The sequence below is a fragment of the Henriciella algicola genome (genome assembly GCF_003576245.1).
Taxonomy (GTDB): domain Bacteria; phylum Pseudomonadota; class Alphaproteobacteria; order Caulobacterales; family Hyphomonadaceae; genus Henriciella; species Henriciella algicola.
Window position 1 is genome coordinate 802689 of the sequence record NZ_QWGA01000003.1, and the last position, 18436, is coordinate 821124.

Genomic DNA, 18436 nt, shown 5'->3' on the forward strand with positions numbered 1-18436 from the left:
GGGAGGCTCTGGGGCCATGAAACTTATTACCGCGATCTTCAAACCAAGCAGGCTCGACGCAGTGATCGATGCGCTGAGCGAAGCTGGCGTTGCCGGTCTGACAGTCTCCGAAGTGCGGGGCTATGGTCGCCAGCAAGGCAAGACCGAAGTCTATCGCGGCGCTGAGTACGAAGTCCGCCTCCTGCCAAAGGTCAAAGTCGAAGTGGCCTGCGCGAGCGGCGACGTCGACCGTCTGGTCGAAGCTGTCATCAGCGCGGCAAACACCGGCACGATCGGTGACGGCAAGATCTTCGTCTCCGGCCTCGATAGCGTGACGCGCATCCGCACCGGCGAGAAAAACGAACAGGCGCTCAGCGGCTAGCGCTTACCTCCCAATCCTTGTTGAACGACCGGCAGCACAGAACGTGTCTGCCGGTTTTTCATATCCGCTTCAGGTGCAGGATAACCTCGTCCGCGCCCCAGTTGAGGCGCCCCAGACCCTTGTTGCGGAACTCGCCCACTGCGCTGCCGCGCACAGGCGCCATCGCGACACAGGCAAGGCCAAGGCGGCTGGCAAGCTCGATCATGTCGAGTGCCGTCACCGGCAACAGCACACCCTCTTCATGCGCGAGACCCGGCGCAGGCATCCGCCCCTGACGGATCAGGGTCAGTCGGCGGCTCCATAGGCCGTAATTGCGAAATGACACGATGACTTCAGGTGCAATGCGGGCAAGCTCGCCCAGCACCCGCGCCGGGCGGCGCATCTGCTGGACAGCCTGGGACAGGATCGCAACATCGAAGCTGTCATCCGGGAAAAGTTCAAGATCACTGTCGGCGTCGCCCTGAATGACAGACAGACCGCGCGCAAGCGCAATGCCTGCGGTTTCGCTCGAAAGCTCCAGCCCGCGCGCATCGACACCGCGTGTCGACTTCAGAAGATCGAGGAGCGCCCCGTCGCCGCAGCCAACGTCCAACACGCGTGCACCCTGGCCAACGCGCCCGGCAATGGCCTCATGGTCCGGGCGGACTGTCCGTTGCTCCACCACTAGATGCCCCTCAACTCAGCGCTCGCCGACAGGAAACCGGCAAGCGCCTTCTCATAGATCGGCTCTTCCAGCAGGAAGGCGTCATGGCCCTTGTCCGACTGGATATCGAGATAGCTGACCTCAGCGCCCGCCGCGATGAGGGCGCGGGTAATCTCGCGGTTTGCCTCTGGCGGATAGTGCCAGTCGGACGAGAACGAAAAGACGCAGAAGCGGACCGGCGTATCCCTGAACACATCCGCCAGCCGCCCCTCACTGCGCGACGACAGGTCAAAATAGTCCATGGCGCGCGTCACATAGAGATATGAGTTGGCATCGAACCGGTCGACGAAGGAATGGCCTTGATAGCGCAGATAGGATTCGACCTGGAAATCCGCGTCGAAGCTGAAGCTGGTCTTCTCTCTGTCCTGCAGGCCGCGGTCGAATTTCCGCTTCAGCGCACTCTCGGAAACATAGGTGATGTGCGCCGCCATCCGCGCAATGGCGAGCCCGCGCGAAGGGCGTTTGCCTTCCGCAAGATAATTGCCCTCGCACCAGTCCGGATCCGCCATGATGGCCTGACGCCCGACCTCATAGAAGGCAATATTCTGGGCCGAATGGCGTGCCGATGTAGCGATCGGCACAGAGGTGAAGACCTGCTCCGGCGCCTGCGCGGCCCATTCCAGCGCCTGCATGCCGCCCATGGACCCGCCAATCACCGAGAACAGGCTGTCGATACCGAGCGCCGCAATGAAAGCCCGCTGGGCGCGCACCATGTCGCCAATTGTGATGACAGGAAAACGCGTACCATAGGGCTTGCCGTCGGGCGCTTTCGAGGCTGGCCCGGTCGTGCCCATACAGCCGCCCAGCACATTGGTCGCGATGACGTAGTAGCGGTCCGTATCAATGGCGAGGCCAGGTCCGATGACGCGCGGCCACCAGGCTGGCCTGCCTGTCACAGGGTTCTTCGACGCCGCAAACTGGTCCCCCGTCAGCGCGTGGCAGATCAGGATGGCATTGGAGCGGTCTGCATTCGGTTCGCCCCAGCTTTCATAGGCGATTTCGACTTGATCCAGCGTCTCACCGCAATCGAGCTTCAGCGGCTCTGGCAGGGAGAGCACGCGAAGGGCGCTGGTCTGGGGCGGGGCATTGTCCGGCATGGCGCCTGAGGTGTCGGCAGGATGCGCCCCTGTCAAGCATGATTGGCGGGGCGAGCGCGGCGCAAGCAGGAACAGCGTCTCCCTGCGCACGTTGCCAATGTGAGGATCTAATCAGAAAGAAGAGGTATTCATGCCGTATATTCAGGGCGCCGACAAAACCGACATTTACGTAAAGGACTGGGGCGAAGGCCGCCCTGTTATCCTGATCCATGGATGGCCGCTCAACGCAGACAGCTGGGAATACCAGGCCGTGAAACTGGCAGAGGCAGGCTACCGGGTCATCTCCTATGACCGCCGCGGCTTCGGCCGTTCCGAACAGCCATGGAGCGGCTATGACTATGACACGATGTCAGACGACCTTGCCGCCATCGTCAAAGAGCTGGGGCTGAAGGATGCAACGCTCGCCGGTTTCTCCATGGCAGGCGGCGAAGTCTGCCGGTACATGTCACGCCACGAGGGCAAAGGCATCAAACAGGCAGCGCTCATCTCCTCGATCGCGCCGTTCATGCTACAGACGGACGACAATCCAGACGGTGCACCTGCAGATGTTTTCGAAGGCATCAAGTCAGAGCTTCGCAAGGATCGTCAGCAATTCCTCGCAGGCTTCTTCAAGGACTTCTATGGAAACGGCACCGAAGCTGGCGGCGTTTCTGATGAAGTGCTGCACTGGTCGTGGCAGATGGCCATGCTCGCCTCTCCGAAGGCGACGCTCGATTGCGTAGATGCGTTTGGCAAGACCGACCTCCGCCCGGACTTTGATGCAATGAACGTCCCACTGCTGGTGGTGCACGGCACGGGCGATCAGACTGTTCCTATCGATGCCACGGGCCGGCAGGCGGCGAAGCTCGCCAAGAATTCCGAGCTCAAGGAGTATGAAGGCGCGCCGCACGGCCTGACCGCAACGCACGCCGATCAGCTGGCGGACGACCTGCTTGCCTTTCTGAAAAGCTGATACTGCAACTCTTTCGGCCCGGTCATTCACAGGCTCTCACTTGATTTTCAGCCCATCCTTGGCCACGAGGATCAGCTTGAAACAGGGAGCAGTCTCATGACCGGGCCAAAGCCACTTTCGAACATTCTCGCGATCACCCCGTACAAGGGTGGCCAGAAGCTCGACCATGGCTGGAAGCTCTCCTCGAATGAGAACCCGCTTGGCTGCAGCGACAAGGCTGTCGAAGCCCTGACCAAGGCGGCCCAGCATCTTGAGCTTTACCCGGATGGTTCTGCCTTCGCACTGCGTCAGGCCATCGGCGCGAAATATGACATCGATCCGGACCGCATCGTCTGCGGCGCAGGCTCTGACGAGATCTTCCAGCTGCTTGGCCGTGCCTATCTGCAGCCGGGCGATGAAGTCCTGCAATCGGCGCACGGCTTTCTTGTCTACAGCCTCGTAGCGCAGCAGGCGGGCGCCAAACTGATCAGCGCGCCGGAAAAGGATCTGCGCACCGACGTCGATGCCATGCTGGAGCGCGTGACCGACAAGACGAAGATCGTCTTCTTGGCCAACCCGAACAATCCGACCGGCAGCTACATTTCTTATAGCGAGGTCAAACGCCTGCACGCTGGCCTGCGCGAAGACATCCTTCTGGTCCTCGACGGCGCCTATGCCGAGTACGTCCAGCAGGATGATTATAATGACGGCATGGAAATGGCGCACGATTATCCAAATGTGCTGATGACGCGCACCTTCTCCAAGATTCATGGCCTTGCAGGCCTTCGCCTCGGTTGGGCCTATGGGCCGGAAAGCATCATCGACGCGGTGCACCGTGTACGCGGGCCGTTCAACGTGACGTCGGTGGCGCAGGCCGCCTGCCTCGCCGCGCTGAACGACGACGCCTTCGTCGCCAAATCCGTGGCCCACAATAATGGCGAACTGGACCGCCTGAAGCCTGCCCTAGAAGAAATGGGCTTCAAGGTCTTCCCGAGCGTTGCGAACTTCCTGCTCATCGATTTCGGCAGCGAGAAGCGCGCCGAGGAAGCCGACGTCTTCCTGCGCTCCAAGGGCATCGTGATCCGCGACATGAAGGCTTACGGCCTCGCCCATTGCATGCGCCTCTCGATCGGCACGACAGAAGCCAATGACGATGTGCTGGCCGCCTTCAACGACTTCGCGAAGGCCAGCTAGGCGATGATCAGACCCGTTTTTGACCGGATTGCCATTATCGGGGCCGGGCTGATCGGGTCCTCGATCGCCCTGGCTGCGCGCGAGAATGGCGCGGCCGACAAGATCGCGATCTACGACGCCAATGAAGATGTGCGCCGCCGCGCGGGCCAGCTCGGCCTTGGCGAGGTGTGCGACACGCCCGCAGCCACCTGCAGCGATGCGGACTGCGTTATCCTCTGCGTCCCCGTTGGCGCGATTGAAACAGCCTGCGAGGCGCTCGCGCCCTCGCTGAAACCCGGCGCCATCCTGAGCGATGTCGGCTCTGTGAAGGAAAAGGCGCTCGCCGCCATGCAGGCGCATTGTCCTGAGAGCGTGCATCTCATTCCCGGCCACCCGATCGCAGGTACCGAGAAGTCCGGCCCGGAATCCGGGTTCTCGACCCTGTTCAAGAATGCCTGGTACATCCTGACCCCTCTGCCGCAGCAGGAAGAAGCCTACAATTCCGCGCTCGATCGTCTTGCCGCCTTCTGGGAAATGCTGGGATCGAAGGTCGAGATCATGGAGGCAGGTCGCCATGACCGCGTTCTCGCCATTACCTCTCACCTGCCCCACCTCATCGCCTACAATATCGTCTCGACGGCCTATGACATGGAAAGCGTCGGCGAAGGCGAGGTGGTGAAATATTCCGCAGGCGGCTTCCGTGATTTCACGCGGATTGCAGCCTCCGACCCGACCATGTGGCGCGACGTCTTCCTGAACAATCGGGAAGCCGTGCTTGAGACGCTCGGCCGCTTCAGCGAAGACCTTGCTGCCCTGCAGCGGGCCATCCGCTGGGGTGATGGTGACACGCTGATGAAGGAATTCGAACGCGCCCGCGGCATCCGCAAGGCCATCATCGATGCCGGGCAGGACACGTCAGACGTCAACTTCGGGCGCAATACGTCCGACAAGCCGAAACATTAGCGCTGCAGCACGCGCCGGGGAACTTTCGCTTCTCAGAGCGTTCATTCTGTCAGGGCCGACGCTAGACTGGCCCACCGAAAGGCAGGATCCCGCATGAAAAAGACCTATCTTGCAGCCGGCATGGCCGCACTCCTTCTGGGCGCGTGCACCACGGCGCAGCCTTATGGCCCGGCGACATCAGCGAGCGCGCAAGGCTTTACCGTCCAGCCGATTGAGTCTGATCGCTACCGCGTCAGCTACACCGCCCTCTCACCTGGGGAAGCGCGCAGCTATGTGCTGCGCCGCGCCGCAGAAGTGACAGTGGAGAATAATGCCGACTGGTTCCGCATCGTCGGTGGCTATATCGACAGCGATGAGAGCAGCCGCCCGCGGTCTTCACTCTCCATCGGTGGTGGAAGCTCGTCTGGCCGCTATGGCTCCGGGGTGGGTGTTGGCGTCGGCATCGGCGTCCCGCTTGGCGGCTCCAGCAAGAAGACGACCGAGAGCATCGAAATCCTGATTGGCCGCGGCCCGCGCCCGGACACGCCTCAGGCCTATAATGCCCGCTCCGTGCTCGAAAACACGCCTCTCCGGTAGCGACCGTCCGCCCTCTCAGGGCTCGATGACTTCCGCCTGCCAGTCAAAGACCTTGCCTGTATCGGCGGGCGTCAGCTTGCCGATGACGTCGAGCAGATAACCCGCAGACTGTTGCGGCGTGAAGAGCTGCTTGTCGGGCACATTGCCCTGAAATGGCTTCGAGAGGCCGGTGTCCACCGTGCCCGGGTGAAGCCCGACGCAGATGCTTTCTTCGGACTTGCGCGTCCACTCAATGGCGAAGTTGCGGATCAGCATGTTCAGCGCAGCCTTCGAGGCGCGGTAGGCATGCCAGCCACCAAAGCCATTGTCGCCAATGGACCCGACCCGCGCCGATAGCGCTGCAAAGACGGCCCGCTCACCCCGCGGCATCAATGGCAGGAAGTGCTTGGCGACAAGGCCCGGCCCGAACGTGTTCAGGCGAAAGACGCGCTCATACGCCTCCATCGACTGATGGCGCCAGCTTTTCTCCGGCTGCAGCGCGTCGCCGTCCGACAGGATGCCCGCCGCAATAATACAAAGCTCGACCGGCCCATCCTTTTTCACACGCGCGGCGGCCGCTTCGATGCTTTCCTCATCGAGAATATCGATCTTGCCCGGCGTGACGCCGTCCGGCCATTCGCCACCACCTGAACGTGAAAGCGCATGGATTGACTGGAACCAGCCGCGCGCATGCAGCTCCTCGACCAGCGCACGGCCGATACCGCCCGTGGCTCCAATGATGACAGCTGACATGTGCGGCTCCCTTCTGGCTTGGGAGGGGAGGTAGGGCAGCGTGCTCGCGTGGAAATGGGAATTGAGGTCGCAGCTCCGATGCTGCTGTGGCGTTAGCCTGGCAGCCTTGAGCCCGGCTCATGTAAGGCGCGAAGCGCCGATACGGGGTCAGAACAATCACGCCCCTGCCGGGGCACTCATTTCGTAAAATCAGTCCACTAGAGCGGCGGCTGCCGCCGCATTCTCCGCCTTAAATCGATCCACTGGATCGATTGATCGCTGGCGCGAACGGCTGCGAATGGTGCCCCGGGCCGGACTTGAACCGGCACTCTGTTGCCAGAAGCGGATTTTGAGTCCGCCGCGTCTACCAATTCCACCACCGGGGCCGGGCTGGATTGCGTGCATCGCTCTGCCTCATGGTCCTCGCGGCGTCAATCATCTCGACCAGTGCATCAAAGCGCGCTAACAGCCGCCACATGACGCAAGAGCTTTCCCCCCGGACTTTCCTGCAATCCATCGAGTCGATGGCCCAAGAGGCGCCGGAAGACGGCTTTTCACTTCGTGAGATCTTTGACCGGCTGCATGAACGCGCTTTCGGAGCCGCGCTCTTCATCCTCGCCCTGCCCTGCTGCATTCCGTTTCTCTATGGCGTGCCCCAGATCGTGTCGCTGCCCATGATGGTACTGGCCGCGCAGATGGCGATGGGCCGGCGCGAGCCCTGGCTGCCAGAGAAGTTCGCGGCCCGGAAGATCGACAAGAAGGGCCTGTCCCGCACAGCAAACGGCGGGCGCAAATGGTTTGGCTGGCTGGAAAAGATCGCTCGCCCACGCCTGACTTTCCTGATGGCGCCGGTGGGTGAGCGGGTCATCGGCTTTTTCCTGGTCTTCTTCTGCGCATCCATCCTCGTGCCGCTGCCGTCGACCAACACGGTGCCGGGCATTGGCGTCGCCATTGTCGCTTTCGGCCTGATGGCGCGTGATGGCATTCTCGTTATTCTAGGCTCAGTCATCGGCACGGCATGGATCGCGACCTTGATTGCGCTTGTCGCATTCGGTGTGCGAACGATCAGCGGCTAGAAGCCCCGCAACTGCATCTGCGCGCGATGTCGCATTGCAGGCCCTTGCACAGGGCTCCATTCTGCGTCTCGCACAAGACCCCTCTGGCGAACGGCACAGATTATGGACGCGGTTCTTTCCCCACTCCTTCGCACCTGGCGCTGGCCGGTGATCGCACTTGTGGTCTCTCTCACAATGCTGGCGACGGCGCACGCGTTTGAGCGCCTCGCTTTCCTGCTGCCTTGCCAGCTCTGCCTGCGTCAGCGTGAGGTGTACTGGGCTGCCGCTGCGATGGCGGTGACAGGCATCATCCTCTGGAACATCCGCAACAATCGCCGCTTCCTCGTCGCGTTCAACGTGATGCTCGGCCTCGTCTTCACGACGGGCGCAGTTGTCGCCGCCTACCATGCCGGTGTGGAGTGGAGCTGGTGGCCTGCCCCGTCAGGCTGCACAGGCGAAGCGGTAGACGTCATGGGGCTATCGCTTGATGGCCTCAATGACCGCACGGCTGTCGCCTCGTGCACAGATGCGCCATGGCGTATGCTCGGCCTTTCCATGGCTGGCTGGAACGCGCTCGTTTCGGTCGGTCTTGCCGCGATCAGCTTTGTGGCGGCGGGTCTTGCCTTCCCGAGCAGCTATGGTGAGCTGGAGCCTGCCTAGAACAGATATGCCTGCACGGCCCACGCGCCAATCAGCGATGCGATCACGACCAGGCTGACACCAAGACGGAGCGGCTTGAAGCTGGACGGCACCTCGCCTGAGCGAAGGTCCCACAAGAGCTGCAGCGCAAACAGCCCGGCATAAGCCAGAAACCAGACCGGCCCCGGCGCAAGAATGATCGCTGGCGGCAGGATTGCCCAGCCTGCGAGAGACGGACAGACCGACAGCACGAACGTGCCGGGCTTCGGGCCGCGGCTTACCAGCGCCAGCCCCCACCTGATCCCGCCGAGGAATGACAGGATGACAGCGCTATAAGTCTGCAGCCACAGCGCCGCGGTCGAATTGGTCGGCGCGTCCAGAAAGGCCATGGCGATCGCAAGGCCCAAGAACGGGATGGCGCCGGTCGCCGTCAGCAGGAAGACGGTCTTGCGCGGGAAGGGTGTCTGTTCGGTCATGCCAGCAGATATGAGACGCACCGGCGCAATGACGAGTGGCACGCCGGAAATTGTGAAGAGAAGCTTTCGAACCTGTCGCCAATTCGAACGCCAAATTCATGCAGCGTCAATTGCGCCCGGGTTGTTCAGGGCCTCATGTCACGCCGCCTCATCTCCTTCCTGATTGCTCTGGTTGCGATCTTCTTTGCCTTCGCCTGTCTGACGGCAATCAGGTGGCCCAGCATCATGATGGTGCTGGTCATGTTCTTTCATCCGGATCCGGCCCTCGGGCTGGAAAACGTGAACTGGCGTGAGCTCGGCTTTGTTTATGGCGCGCCCTACTTCCTCGGCTCGCTCTGCTTCTATGCGGCAGCCGCATCGCTGGCACGCCGTCAGGGCAGCCTTCTCTGGTACGGCATGGGCTGCGCCGCGGTCTCGCCCAGCCTCCTTATGCTGCATTTCTCCGGCCCATGGTGGATGGACCCAAGCGGCCTGCAAGGCATGCTGGTCGGCGGCGCGCTCATCCTTCTGATGCTCGGCCTCGCTGCTATCCTGCTCGAAGATGAGCACAATGACCGCCCGCGCATTGTCACGGCAGACGGCGAAAGTGCCCAGCAAGGCGTACATCTCTCCCGCCAGCAATTCGAACAGCTGATGGCGCAGCGAAACGCCCCGGCAAAGTCAGATCCTGCCGCACCCAAGCGCCGCCGGGGCCCAGTACCTGCTGCCATTGCGCGCCAGCGGGCCCAGTTTGCCGCAGATGGCCGGCGCATGCTCGCCCGTCAGGGACGTCTCTAGCCTCTCTCTATTCTCCGCCGCCCTTGGCGCTGGCCCGGCCGCCCGCTATGTGGCAGGCATAAAGGCAGGCTTCGGGGAGGAAGATCATGCTGGTCAGACGGATTGCCGGTTTCGCCGGGGCGGGCGTTGCAGCCTGGATGCTCTGGGAAACCATCACCCCCATCATGCGCCAGATTTCGCTCGGCAGTGACCTAGCAACAGAGCTTCTGAACCCACCCGTTTCCCTGCTGCGCATCGTCTCGACCGCGCTTCTCATCATTGGCGGCTTGCTCGCTCTCGGCGCTATTCGCGGCGCGGTCTGGGTGTTTTCGGCAGGCGCACTCGTCTTCGCCCTGATGACCGGTGCGATGATCTCGCTCGGCGCCGACTATACAGTGTGGGCGGACGAGGCGATCCTTGCGCCATTCCTGCTCGTTATCTGCGGCGTCCTGCTTTTCTGTCCGCGCAAGTGAGCCTTGCGCTGAGGCCGCATTGATTTCGCCCCACCAGTGCTTAGGTTCGCGGGCAAGCAAACCTTGTTCAGACACACAGGCAAAATTCCATGTCAGACACTTACGACGTAGTCATCATCGGCGGTGGCCCGGGCGGCTATAATTGCGCGATCCGCTGCGGCCAGCTTGGCCTGAAGACCGCCATCATCGACAAGCGCGGCGTGCTTGGCGGCACCTGCCTGAATGTCGGCTGCATCCCCTCGAAGGCCCTGCTGCACGGCTCTGAGCTGTTTGCAGCCGCCAAGAACGACTTTGCAGGTCTCGGCATCAAGATGAGCGGGCTCGAGCTCGACCTTGATCAGATGATGAGCCAGAAGACCGACGCAGTGAACGGCCTCACCCAGGGCATCGAGTTCCTGATGAAGAAGAACAAGGTCGACTACGTCAAAGGCTTTGGCCGCATCAAGGAAAAGGGCGTTGTCGAGGTCGACGCCGAGGATGGCGAGCAAAAGACGCTGACCACGAAGAACATCGTGATCGCGACCGGCTCTGTGCCCTCCTCCCTGCCGAACATCGAGATCGACGAAGAGCGGGTCGTCACCAATGAAGGCGCGATCGCCCTGAAAGAAGTGCCGGAGAAACTGATCGTGATCGGTGCTGGCATTATCGGGCTGGAGCTTGGCTCCGTCTGGTCACGCCTTGGCGCCAGCGTCACCGTCGTTGAGTATCTCGACCGCATCATGCCGGGCGCCGACGACGAAATCGCCAAGGAAGCCCAGCGCACCTTCAAGAAGCAGGGTCTCGAGTTCCGCCTCGGCCAGAAGGTCACCGGCGTTGAGCGTATCGACGGTCATGTGAAACTCTTCATGGAGCCTGCCGCAGGCGGCGATCAGGAAACCCTCGAAGCCAATGCGATCATCGTCGCTGTTGGCCGCCGTCCCTACACTGAAGGCCTTGGCCTCGAAGCTGTGGGCGGCAAGACCGACAAGCGCGGCGTCATCGAAACGACTGACCACTTCAAGGTCACTGACGGCGTCTGGGCGATCGGCGACTGCATTCACGGCCCGATGCTGGCCCACAAGGCCGAAGATGACGGCGCTGCGGTCGCAGAGCTCATCGCGGGCAAGGCAGGCCATGTCGACTATGACCTCGTCCCGAGCGTCGTTTACACCAATCCGGAAATCGCTTGGGTCGGCAAGACCGAAGCCCAGCTCAAAGAGGCCGGCATCGAGTACAAGAAGGGCAAATTCCCCTTCCAGGCCAACTCACGTGCCCGCACCAATCATGAGACAACCGGCTTTGTGAAGATCCTGGCCGACGCCAAGACGGACCGAATTCTCGGCGCGCACATGATGGGTGTCGGTGTCGGTGAGATGATCCACGAGATCTGTATCGCCATGGAATTCGGCGCCGCCTCCGAAGACGTCGCCCGCACCTGCCACGCCCACCCGACCATGTCCGAAGCCGTCCGCCAGGCCGCCATGGGCGTCGAAGGCTGGACGATGCAGATGTAGGTTTCTACGCCCAGCATGGTGAGCGAAGTCGAACCATGCCGTTACAAGGCGCACCCAGATCAGCCCGCGCGGTTCGACTTCGTCACCGTGCGGGCTTTTTCTATGCTCTATAGCTGCTTCATCCTTCGACAGGCTCAGGATGAGGTGGATTGGCTTGGCGGGTGATAGAGATGAGTGACGTTGCGATCTGGATTTACATCCTCGAGTGCTCGAATGGCTCATTCTATACCGGCACTTATCGGGGCAGGGACATCGGTACGCGCGTTGGCGAGCACAATTCACGAAAATATGCGAACGCTTACACGGGTCGATATCTCCCGGTCCGCCTAGTCTGGTGCACAACGTGCGAGACCATCAACGAAGCCGTTGCTTTTGAGCGCCAGATCAAGGGCTGGTCGAGAGCCAAGAAGGCGGCCCTGATAAGTGGTGACTATGACGCGCTGCCCGGTCTTTCCCGCAATCGGCAACCAAGAGATACCTCATCCTGAGCCTGTCGAAGGATGAAGCCACGCAGAAGCCAAGCGGCACCACCAGTCCCGACCACCACACAAAAAAAGGCCGGGCATTGCTGCCCGGCCTGAATAACTCGCTGGTCGATAAGACTAGCTGGTTTTCTCTTCTTCAGCAGCCTCTTCAGCCGGTGCTTCTTCAGCTTCGGCTTCGGCAGGGGCTTCTTCTTCAGCAGGTGCGTTCTTGGCTTCTTCAGCCGCGCGCTTTGCTTCTTCTTCAGCTTCCTTGCGGGCAGCTTCTTTCTCGGCTTTCTCTTCAAGGCGCTCTTTCGCCTTGGTGCCTGGCTCGCCCTTGTTCGGGTTATTGCCGTGCTTCCACTCGACGATTGGCTTACCGTCGACTTCGATCTGGCTCAGGAAGCGAGCGACGCGCTCGGTCGGCTGTGCACCCTTGCGGATCCACTCAGCGGCCTTCTCACCGTCGATGCTGACGCGCTCTTCGGAGTCTTTCGGAAGACGCGGGTTATAGGTGCCGAGCTTCTCGATGTAGCGGCCGTCGCGCGGGGCGCGAGCGTCAGCAACAACAACCCGGTAGAATGGACGCTTTTTCGAACCGCCGCGCGAAAGGCGAATTTTCAGAGCCATGGTGTATCTCCTTAAGTGTCTTATGGCTTCTTTTGCATAGGGCTCGTGGCTGATCGCTGGTTCGCACCAGCGGCCACTGCGCCTTCGCTTTGCTCGTAAGAGGCAAAACTCGGGCGTGTCTTATTTCCGCCAGTCCCTGCGAAGGCAGGGACCCATGGTGCAACATCAAGTGATGCACCAAAGCGAAAAGGGGTTCCTTGGACACCTGCCTGCGCAGGTGTCTGCGGATAGGATACGGTCATCATCATGATGAGGACCGGATTTTCTCGTGGTGGCGAATGACTTCGGCCACGATGAAATTGAGGAATTTTTCAGCGAAGGCCGGGTCGAGGCCGCTTTCGCTCGCAAGGCGCTGGAGGCGATCGATCTGGCGCGATTCGCGGGCCTTGTCGGCTGGCGGCATGTCGTTCTGCGCCTTCAGCACACCAACCTGCTGGGTCAGCTTGAAGCGCTCTGCCAGCGTGTGCAGCAGGATCGCATCCATATTGTCGATACTGGCGCGAAGGCGTTCGAGATCGTCGAGTGGGGAGGTCACTTCTTCTTCCCCCCACCAAGGCCCGGAGGAAGCTGGCCGCCGCCGAGACCGGGAAGACCGCCGGGCATGCCTGCACCTTGGCCCATCTTGGCGATGTCTTTCGGGCTGACGCCTGCGCCGCCAAGCGCGTTCATCATGCCCTTCATGCCGCCCTTCGACATCTTCTTCATCATGTCGGCCATCTGGCGGTGCATCTTCAGCACCTTGTTGACGTCCGACACTTCGACGCCGGCACCCGCAGCGACACGCTTGCGGCGGGACGCGTTGAGCAGCGCTGGCTTCTCGCGCTCTTTCCGCGTCATGGAGGAGATGATCGCTTCCTGACGCTTGATGACATTGTCGTCGACATTGGCCGCGGCCATCGCCTGCTTGGCCTTCTTGGCACCCGGCAGCATGCCCATGATGCCGCCAAGACCGCCCATTTTCTGCATCTGCTTCAGCTGCTCGGCGAGGTCATTGAGGTCGAACTCACCCTTGCGCATCCGCTTGGCCATGCGCTCGGCCTTTTCCTGGTCGAGCTGGTCGCCGGCGCGCTCAACGAGGGAGACGATGTCACCCTGGCCGAGGATGCGGCCCGCGACGCGCTTGGCATCGAAGGCATCGAGGCCATCGAGCTTTTCGCCCGTACCAAGGAATTTGATCGGAAGGCCCGTCACCGCGCGCATGGAGAGCGCGGCGCCGCCGCGGCCATCACCGTCCATACGGGTCAGCACAAGACCGGTGAGCGGCAGGCGCTCATGGAAGCGGCGAGCCGTTTCGACGGCGTCCTGACCGGTCAGGGCGTCAGCAACAAGGAGAGTTTCCTTTGGCTGCGCGATCTTTGCGATCTCGGCCGCCTCAGCCATCATCTGCTCATCGATGGAGGTCCGGCCTGCCGTATCGAGGAATACAACGTCATGGCCGCCAAGCTTGGCCGCCTGCAAGGCGCGCCGGGCAATCTCTGCCGGCATCTGGCCCTGAACGATCGGAAGCGAAGTGACATTCGCGCCAAGCTGGTCCGCCAGAACAGCAAGCTGCTCCATGGCCGCAGGACGGCGCACGTCGAGCGAGGCGAGCAGGACTTTTTTCTTGTCACGCTCTGAAAGGCGCTTGGCGATCTTCGCGGTCGTCGTCGTCTTACCAGAGCCCTGAAGGCCCGCCATCATGATGACAGATGGTGGATTGTCGACGCGAAGGCGGGTCTCGGCATCTTCGCCGCCCAGCATTTCGACAAGACCGTCATGGACGATCTTGATGACCTGCTGACCCGGCTTCACCGAACGGATGACTTCCTCGCCAACCGCGCGTTCTTTGACCTTGCCGATGAAGTCCTTGACCACTGGAAGCGCGACGTCAGCCTCCAGCAGGGCAACGCGGATTTCCCGCAGCGCAGCGGACACGTCCTTCTCGGACAGCGCACCGCGCCCCGTAAGTCCGTCAAATATACCGCCTAGGCGGTCTGTCAGCGCGTCAAACATCGCGTTACTCCCTGCTTGCCTGTGACCTCACAGGTAAGCGCTCATTGATTTAGCGCAAAGCGTTGCGACCCCGCTGAGCGAAACATCGCCGGGCGGGGGCTTCGCCAGGTTCTGAGCCCTGGAAAAGCGCGCTTCTCACTTTTGCGCGGAATTTGTGGTGCCTAAAGCACGAAGACGCCGGAATATCAAGGCTTCAGAGGCGGCGCGCGAAATGGCTATCGGCGCAGGACCAGATTGGTGCACCGGAACAGGGCCATCAGCTTTCCTGCGTCGGAAGTGACGCGCGCGTCCCAGACCTGCGTCGTGCCGCCTGCATGGACTGGCTCTGCCCGGCAGGTGACCGTCCCTTTAAGCAGGGTCGAAAAGAAATTCGACTTCAGTTCGACCGTGGTAAATCCACTGGCGCCCGCAGGGAGATTGGCAGCCGTCCCATACCCGCACAGCGTATCTGCGAGCGTGACGACCGATCCGGCATGGAGATAACCGTTCGGCGCCTTGTGACTGTCTGCCACCTCGAACCGGCCGACGATGTGTGTCCGCGCAATCTCGATGATCTCGATGCCCAGATGTCCCGGAAGTAGCCCTAGCCCCCGTTCATTGAAGACTTCCGGTCGAAGCTCACTCTCGGGCAGAAGATAATCCATACCTGTTTCCTTAGTTCTGTTTTGGAACTCAATAGAGACATTTTCCTACAAGCCAAGCCTGCCCGGAGCTGTTTCACCGATGAGATTTTGTCTGAATAGAATTCGCCATGGCGAAGGTCGCCTGACTAGCTTTGCTGGCGCTGCTCGATCAGCTCGCCCAGCATGGCCATGGAATCGCGAATTTCGTCGCCCACCAGCGAAAGCACCACAAGGTCAGCCCAGCTCCCGTCAGCAAAACGCGTATGCTGGCGAAGGACGCCCTCACGCTGGGCACCGATCTTCTCGACCGCCGCAATAGCGCGCTCATTTTTCTGCGACAGCCACCATGCCACCCGCCGCGCGCGCCACTGATAGGCCCGCTTCAGCATGAGGTACTGGATATGGTCGACAACCTCACCACCGCGCAGCTCAGGCTCAATCCAGTTATAGCCGATACGTGTGCGACGGTTCATGCGGTTAGGGTTGAGGAAGGCGGATAGCCCGACCAGTCGCTCATCTGCCTCGCGCATGGCCGCCATGACCTGTCCCGTGCCGAGCTTCGCCATTTTCAGGGAGTGATCGAAATAGGCATCGATATTGGTGCCAGTCGCAATCACGGGCATTGAGCTCCACATATGCTCGACTGCATTGCTGCTGGTCAGCGCGGCCCGGTGGCTCTCATTGAGCGGCTCAAGCCGGAGCATCTCGGTATGCAAACCTGGTGCGCCTAGTTCCATGACAAGCCTTAAGCGCTCATCGCCGGGCGTGGACAATCGGGCCAGAACGCCTAGGACTGAGCATGTTATCTTCCGCTCTTATCGTACAGCGGAAAGCGGCTCTTGTCTCTACTCTGCGTCGAAGTGATCAATGTTTCAGGCGCTGCATGAAAGAGCAAAAGCAAGATTGCGAGCGGGCCAATCCAGGCCCATTTCGGCGAGGTTAGGGTGTGAACTCATGCAGCTACCAACACTGAGACAGCTACAATTCCTGTGCGCACTCGCCGATGAGCGCTCTTTTTCGCGCGCCGCTGATGTCTGCAACGTCACCCAGCCGACCCTCTCGTCCGCCATCAAGGAAATCGAGACCCTTCTTGGCGTTCAGCTGGTCGAGCGCGAGGCACGCGGGGCCAGCCTCACAGCCGCAGGCGAAGAAGCCGTCGAGCGAGCCCGCGTCATCATCTCCAGCGCCGCTGACCTCGTCACTGCCGCACAACAAGCTGGCGCGCCGCTCAGCGGACCTTTCCACCTTGGCGCCATTCCGACGCTTGCGCCCTACCTCCTGCCGCGCACGCTCGCCTCGCTGCGCGATGATCACCCGGAGCTGAAACTCTATCTCCGCGAGGACCAGACAGATCGGCTGCTCGACGGCTTGCGCAAACGCCAACTGGACGCGGCACTGATCGCCCTACCCTGGCCGACACCCGGCATCGAGACGGAGGTCTTGGGAGAGGATGAGTTCCTCTTTATCGGGCCGAAAGACCATAAACTCTCCAAGGCGGAGCATCTACGCCCGGAAGACCTTGCCAGCGAAGACCTGCTCCTCCTCGAGGACGGCCACTGCCTTCGCGATCATGCCGTCTCGATCTGCGCGCTGAACCCCTCACGGGCCGGCTCGGACATCGGTGCGACCTCCCTCGCCACCCTGGTGCAGATGGTCGCTGGCGGACTTGGCATTTCTCTCGTCCCACGCATTGCATCGGAGGCTGGCGTCGCCGCTGGCGCAGATGTCACCATCCGGCCATTCGAGACGCCTATTATCGGTCGCCAGATTGGCATTGCATGGCGCGCAGGAAGCGCACGCGAAGTCGATGCCCGCCTCATCGGCGATGTGGTCAAACGCGTCCTTGCAGGCTGTCAGGGCGAGACAGCGCCCCGCTAGTTCAGCATCGTCTCATCGATCTCTGCGGTCGTATTGTCCTCGGCGCGGAAAACACCCTCATCCAGCTCGCCTTCCCATTTCCCAACAAGGGTCGCCACCGCGAGGTCACCCGTGATGTTGGTAACGGTGCGCATCATGTCGAGCAGGCGGTCAAAGGCGAAGAGCGGCGCCAGGATGACGAACATCTGATCCGGGGTCGCGCCGACCACACCCAGCGTTGTCGTGGCGAGGAACAGGCTAACTGACGGAATACCGGCCGTGCCGATCGAGACCAGCGTCGCCATGACTGCGACGGTAAAGTACATGCCGATGGAGACCTCGATCCCGAGCGCCTGCGCAGCGAACAGCGCGATCAGGCCCTGATAGAGCGCCGTGCCGTCCATATTAATGGTGGAACCGAGCGGCAGTACCGAGGATGCAACAGGCTTACCGATGCCAAGGTTCTTCTCAGCGACACTCAACGTCACAGGCAGGGTCGCACTGGAGGATGAGGTCGAGAAGGCAACGAGCTGCGCATCCGTAATCCCGCGGAAGAAGGGGATAAGCGGGAGCTTGCCGACGACCTTGATGAGGAAACCATGGGTCAGCAGCATGTGAAGGGCGCAGGCGATGTAGAGTGCGAGCGTCATCAGCGCGAGTGAGGACACCACGCTGAAGCCCTGATCCGCCATCACCCACGCCATAAGCGCTGCAACGCCAAACGGCGCGGTCTCCATGACGATCAGGGTCAGCTTCAGGATCGCTTCTGCGCCAGCGTCGAACACTTTTGCGACCGGCTGGCCGGCTTCGCCCGCCATCAGGATGCCAATGCCGAACATGATCGCAAAGAAGATGATCGGCAGCACATCGCCCGCCGCCATCGACGCGACGATGTTCGTCGGCACGATGGAAAGAATGGTGCGCATGATCGACTCGTAAACGCCAACTGTCTCGAGCGCACCGCCGCCTTCCAGCCGTTCCTGCGTCTGCGCAATCTGCTCTGGCGACACCGAGGAAAGGTCATAGCCGACACCCGGCTGGAAAATCGTGCCCATGAGAAGGCCAAGCGTCACAGCGATCAGCGTCGTGAACATGTAAATGCCGATGGTACGCCCACCGAGGCTGCCAAGCTTCTTAGGGTCGCCCAGCGCCAGCACGCCTGACACCAGCGTCAGGAAGATAAGCGGCACGACCAGCATGCGGATCAGGTTGAGGAACAGGTCACCCAGCGGCTTGAAGATCGCGGCGATCTCGCGCGAGCGCTCAATGCCGTCTTCGGTGCCCATGGATGAGATCATGCCGTATCGGACCGCCGCGCCGATCGCGAGGCCAATGGCAAGGCCGATCATTACGCGTTTCCAGAGATCAATCCGAAACCAGGCTTTCATGGGCAGGCCCCTTTTCCTCAACACCAGGCGGCAACCCTAGACCGCGCCGATACGGAAGCAAAGCCCGCTTGGAAG

The 18436-nt window shown here is 61.4% G+C and carries 22 protein-coding genes and 1 tRNA gene; 12 read left to right on the plus strand and 11 right to left on the minus strand.

Going from position 1 to position 18436, the window contains the following annotated elements; translation table 11 throughout:
- Positions 1–16: 16 nt before the first annotated feature.
- Positions 17–361, plus strand: a complete 345-nt coding sequence (locus D1222_RS04325) for a P-II family nitrogen regulator (protein ID WP_119452975.1) — start codon at positions 17–19, stop codon at positions 359–361.
- Positions 362–419: 58 nt separating this feature from the next.
- Here the strand turns inward: D1222_RS04325 and D1222_RS04330 are convergent, their stop codons facing one another.
- Positions 420–1022 carry a methionine biosynthesis protein MetW gene (locus D1222_RS04330; protein WP_119453727.1) on the minus strand — a complete coding sequence of 201 codons (603 nt, stop codon included), beginning with the start codon at positions 1020–1022 and terminating at the stop codon, positions 420–422.
- Between the two features lie 2 nt (positions 1023–1024).
- Positions 1025–2161: a homoserine O-acetyltransferase MetX gene (gene metX / locus D1222_RS04335; protein WP_119452976.1), complete on the minus strand. Its 1137-nt coding sequence runs from the start codon at positions 2159–2161 to the stop codon at positions 1025–1027.
- A gap of 130 nt (positions 2162–2291) precedes the next feature.
- Here metX and D1222_RS04340 point away from each other — a divergent pair, with 130 nt between their 5' ends.
- The 4 genes from D1222_RS04340 (at position 2292) to D1222_RS04355 (ending at position 5804) form a co-directional block, all read left to right on the plus strand.
- Positions 2292–3113 (plus strand): alpha/beta fold hydrolase, encoded by an 822-nt coding sequence (locus tag D1222_RS04340; RefSeq protein WP_119452977.1) that lies wholly within the window; start codon positions 2292–2294, stop codon positions 3111–3113.
- A 96-nt stretch (positions 3114–3209) separates the two neighbouring features.
- Entirely contained in the window at positions 3210–4286 is a 1077-nt protein-coding gene (gene hisC, locus D1222_RS04345) for a histidinol-phosphate transaminase (RefSeq protein WP_119452978.1), read from the plus strand.
- 3 nt (positions 4287–4289) lie between these two features.
- Positions 4290–5228 (plus strand): prephenate/arogenate dehydrogenase family protein, encoded by a 939-nt coding sequence (locus D1222_RS04350; protein ID WP_119452979.1) that lies wholly within the window; start codon positions 4290–4292, stop codon positions 5226–5228.
- A gap of 93 nt (positions 5229–5321) precedes the next feature.
- Entirely contained in the window at positions 5322–5804 is a 483-nt protein-coding gene (locus D1222_RS04355) for a CC0125/CC1285 family lipoprotein (RefSeq protein WP_119452980.1), read from the plus strand.
- Positions 5805–5819: 15 nt separating this feature from the next.
- Here D1222_RS04355 and D1222_RS04360 read toward each other — a convergent pair whose 3' ends face one another.
- Both D1222_RS04360 and D1222_RS04365 read right to left on the minus strand, forming a co-directional pair.
- On the minus strand, positions 5820–6536 hold the full coding sequence (locus D1222_RS04360) for an SDR family NAD(P)-dependent oxidoreductase (protein ID WP_119452981.1): 717 nt from the start codon (positions 6534–6536) through the stop codon (positions 5820–5822).
- 278 nt (positions 6537–6814) lie between these two features.
- Positions 6815–6901, minus strand: a tRNA-Leu gene (locus D1222_RS04365).
- Positions 6902–6991: 90 nt separating this feature from the next.
- Between D1222_RS04365 and D1222_RS04370 the strand changes: the two genes are divergently transcribed.
- Entirely contained in the window at positions 6992–7591 is a 600-nt protein-coding gene (locus D1222_RS04370; protein WP_119452982.1) for an exopolysaccharide biosynthesis protein, read from the plus strand.
- A 102-nt stretch (positions 7592–7693) separates the two neighbouring features.
- The gene (locus D1222_RS04375; protein ID WP_119452983.1) at positions 7694–8230 is read left to right on the plus strand and encodes a disulfide bond formation protein B; all 537 of its coding nucleotides are present in this window, start codon (positions 7694–7696) and stop codon (positions 8228–8230) included.
- Here D1222_RS04375 and D1222_RS04380 read toward each other — a convergent pair.
- Positions 8227–8685, minus strand: a complete 459-nt coding sequence (locus D1222_RS04380) for a DUF3429 domain-containing protein (RefSeq protein ID WP_147371815.1) — start codon at positions 8683–8685, stop codon at positions 8227–8229. The two genes, D1222_RS04375 and D1222_RS04380, sit on opposite strands and share 4 nt — an antisense overlap.
- 135 nt (positions 8686–8820) lie before the next feature.
- On the opposite strand from D1222_RS04380, the gene D1222_RS04385 reads away from it, so the two are divergent.
- The 4 genes from D1222_RS04385 to D1222_RS04400 all read left to right on the plus strand — a co-directional run bounded on the left by D1222_RS04385 (position 8821) and on the right by D1222_RS04400 (position 11895).
- Complete coding sequence (locus D1222_RS04385) at positions 8821–9462, plus strand: hypothetical protein (RefSeq protein ID WP_119452985.1); 642 nt, start codon at positions 8821–8823, stop codon at positions 9460–9462.
- 86 nt (positions 9463–9548) lie between these two features.
- Positions 9549–9914, plus strand: a complete 366-nt coding sequence (locus tag D1222_RS04390; protein ID WP_119452986.1) for a hypothetical protein — start codon at positions 9549–9551, stop codon at positions 9912–9914.
- 89 nt (positions 9915–10003) lie between these two features.
- Positions 10004–11407 (plus strand): dihydrolipoyl dehydrogenase, encoded by a 1404-nt coding sequence (lpdA, locus tag D1222_RS04395; protein ID WP_119452987.1) that lies wholly within the window; start codon positions 10004–10006, stop codon positions 11405–11407.
- A 170-nt stretch (positions 11408–11577) separates the two neighbouring features.
- A complete protein-coding gene (locus D1222_RS04400; RefSeq protein ID WP_119452988.1) occupies positions 11578–11895 on the plus strand; it encodes a GIY-YIG nuclease family protein in 318 nt (105 codons plus the stop codon).
- Positions 11896–12009: 114 nt separating this feature from the next.
- Here D1222_RS04400 and rpsP read toward each other — a convergent pair whose 3' ends face one another.
- From rpsP to D1222_RS04425, 5 genes are all read right to left on the minus strand, one after another.
- Positions 12010–12501, minus strand: a complete 492-nt coding sequence (rpsP, locus tag D1222_RS15955) for a 30S ribosomal protein S16 (protein WP_119452989.1) — start codon at positions 12499–12501, stop codon at positions 12010–12012.
- 244 nt (positions 12502–12745) lie between these two features.
- Entirely contained in the window at positions 12746–13036 is a 291-nt protein-coding gene (locus tag D1222_RS04410; RefSeq protein ID WP_119452990.1) for a chorismate mutase, read from the minus strand.
- Complete coding sequence (gene ffh, locus D1222_RS04415) at positions 13033–14493, minus strand: signal recognition particle protein (protein ID WP_119452991.1); 1461 nt, start codon at positions 14491–14493, stop codon at positions 13033–13035. Before ffh ends, D1222_RS04410 begins: the two co-directional genes overlap by 4 nt.
- A gap of 215 nt (positions 14494–14708) precedes the next feature.
- A complete protein-coding gene (locus D1222_RS04420; protein WP_119452992.1) occupies positions 14709–15137 on the minus strand; it encodes a PaaI family thioesterase in 429 nt (142 codons plus the stop codon).
- Between the two features lie 125 nt (positions 15138–15262).
- Entirely contained in the window at positions 15263–15853 is a 591-nt protein-coding gene (locus D1222_RS04425; protein ID WP_119452993.1) for a GNAT family N-acetyltransferase, read from the minus strand.
- 217 nt (positions 15854–16070) lie between these two features.
- On the opposite strand from D1222_RS04425, the gene D1222_RS04430 reads away from it, so the two are divergent.
- Positions 16071–16994: a hydrogen peroxide-inducible genes activator gene (locus D1222_RS04430; RefSeq protein WP_119452994.1), complete on the plus strand. Its 924-nt coding sequence runs from the start codon at positions 16071–16073 to the stop codon at positions 16992–16994.
- Here the strand turns inward: D1222_RS04430 and D1222_RS04435 are convergent.
- The gene (locus D1222_RS04435; protein WP_119452995.1) at positions 16991–18361 is read right to left on the minus strand and encodes a dicarboxylate/amino acid:cation symporter; all 1371 of its coding nucleotides are present in this window, start codon (positions 18359–18361) and stop codon (positions 16991–16993) included. The genes D1222_RS04430 and D1222_RS04435 overlap by 4 nt on opposite strands.
- Positions 18362–18436: the final 75 nt, after the last annotated feature.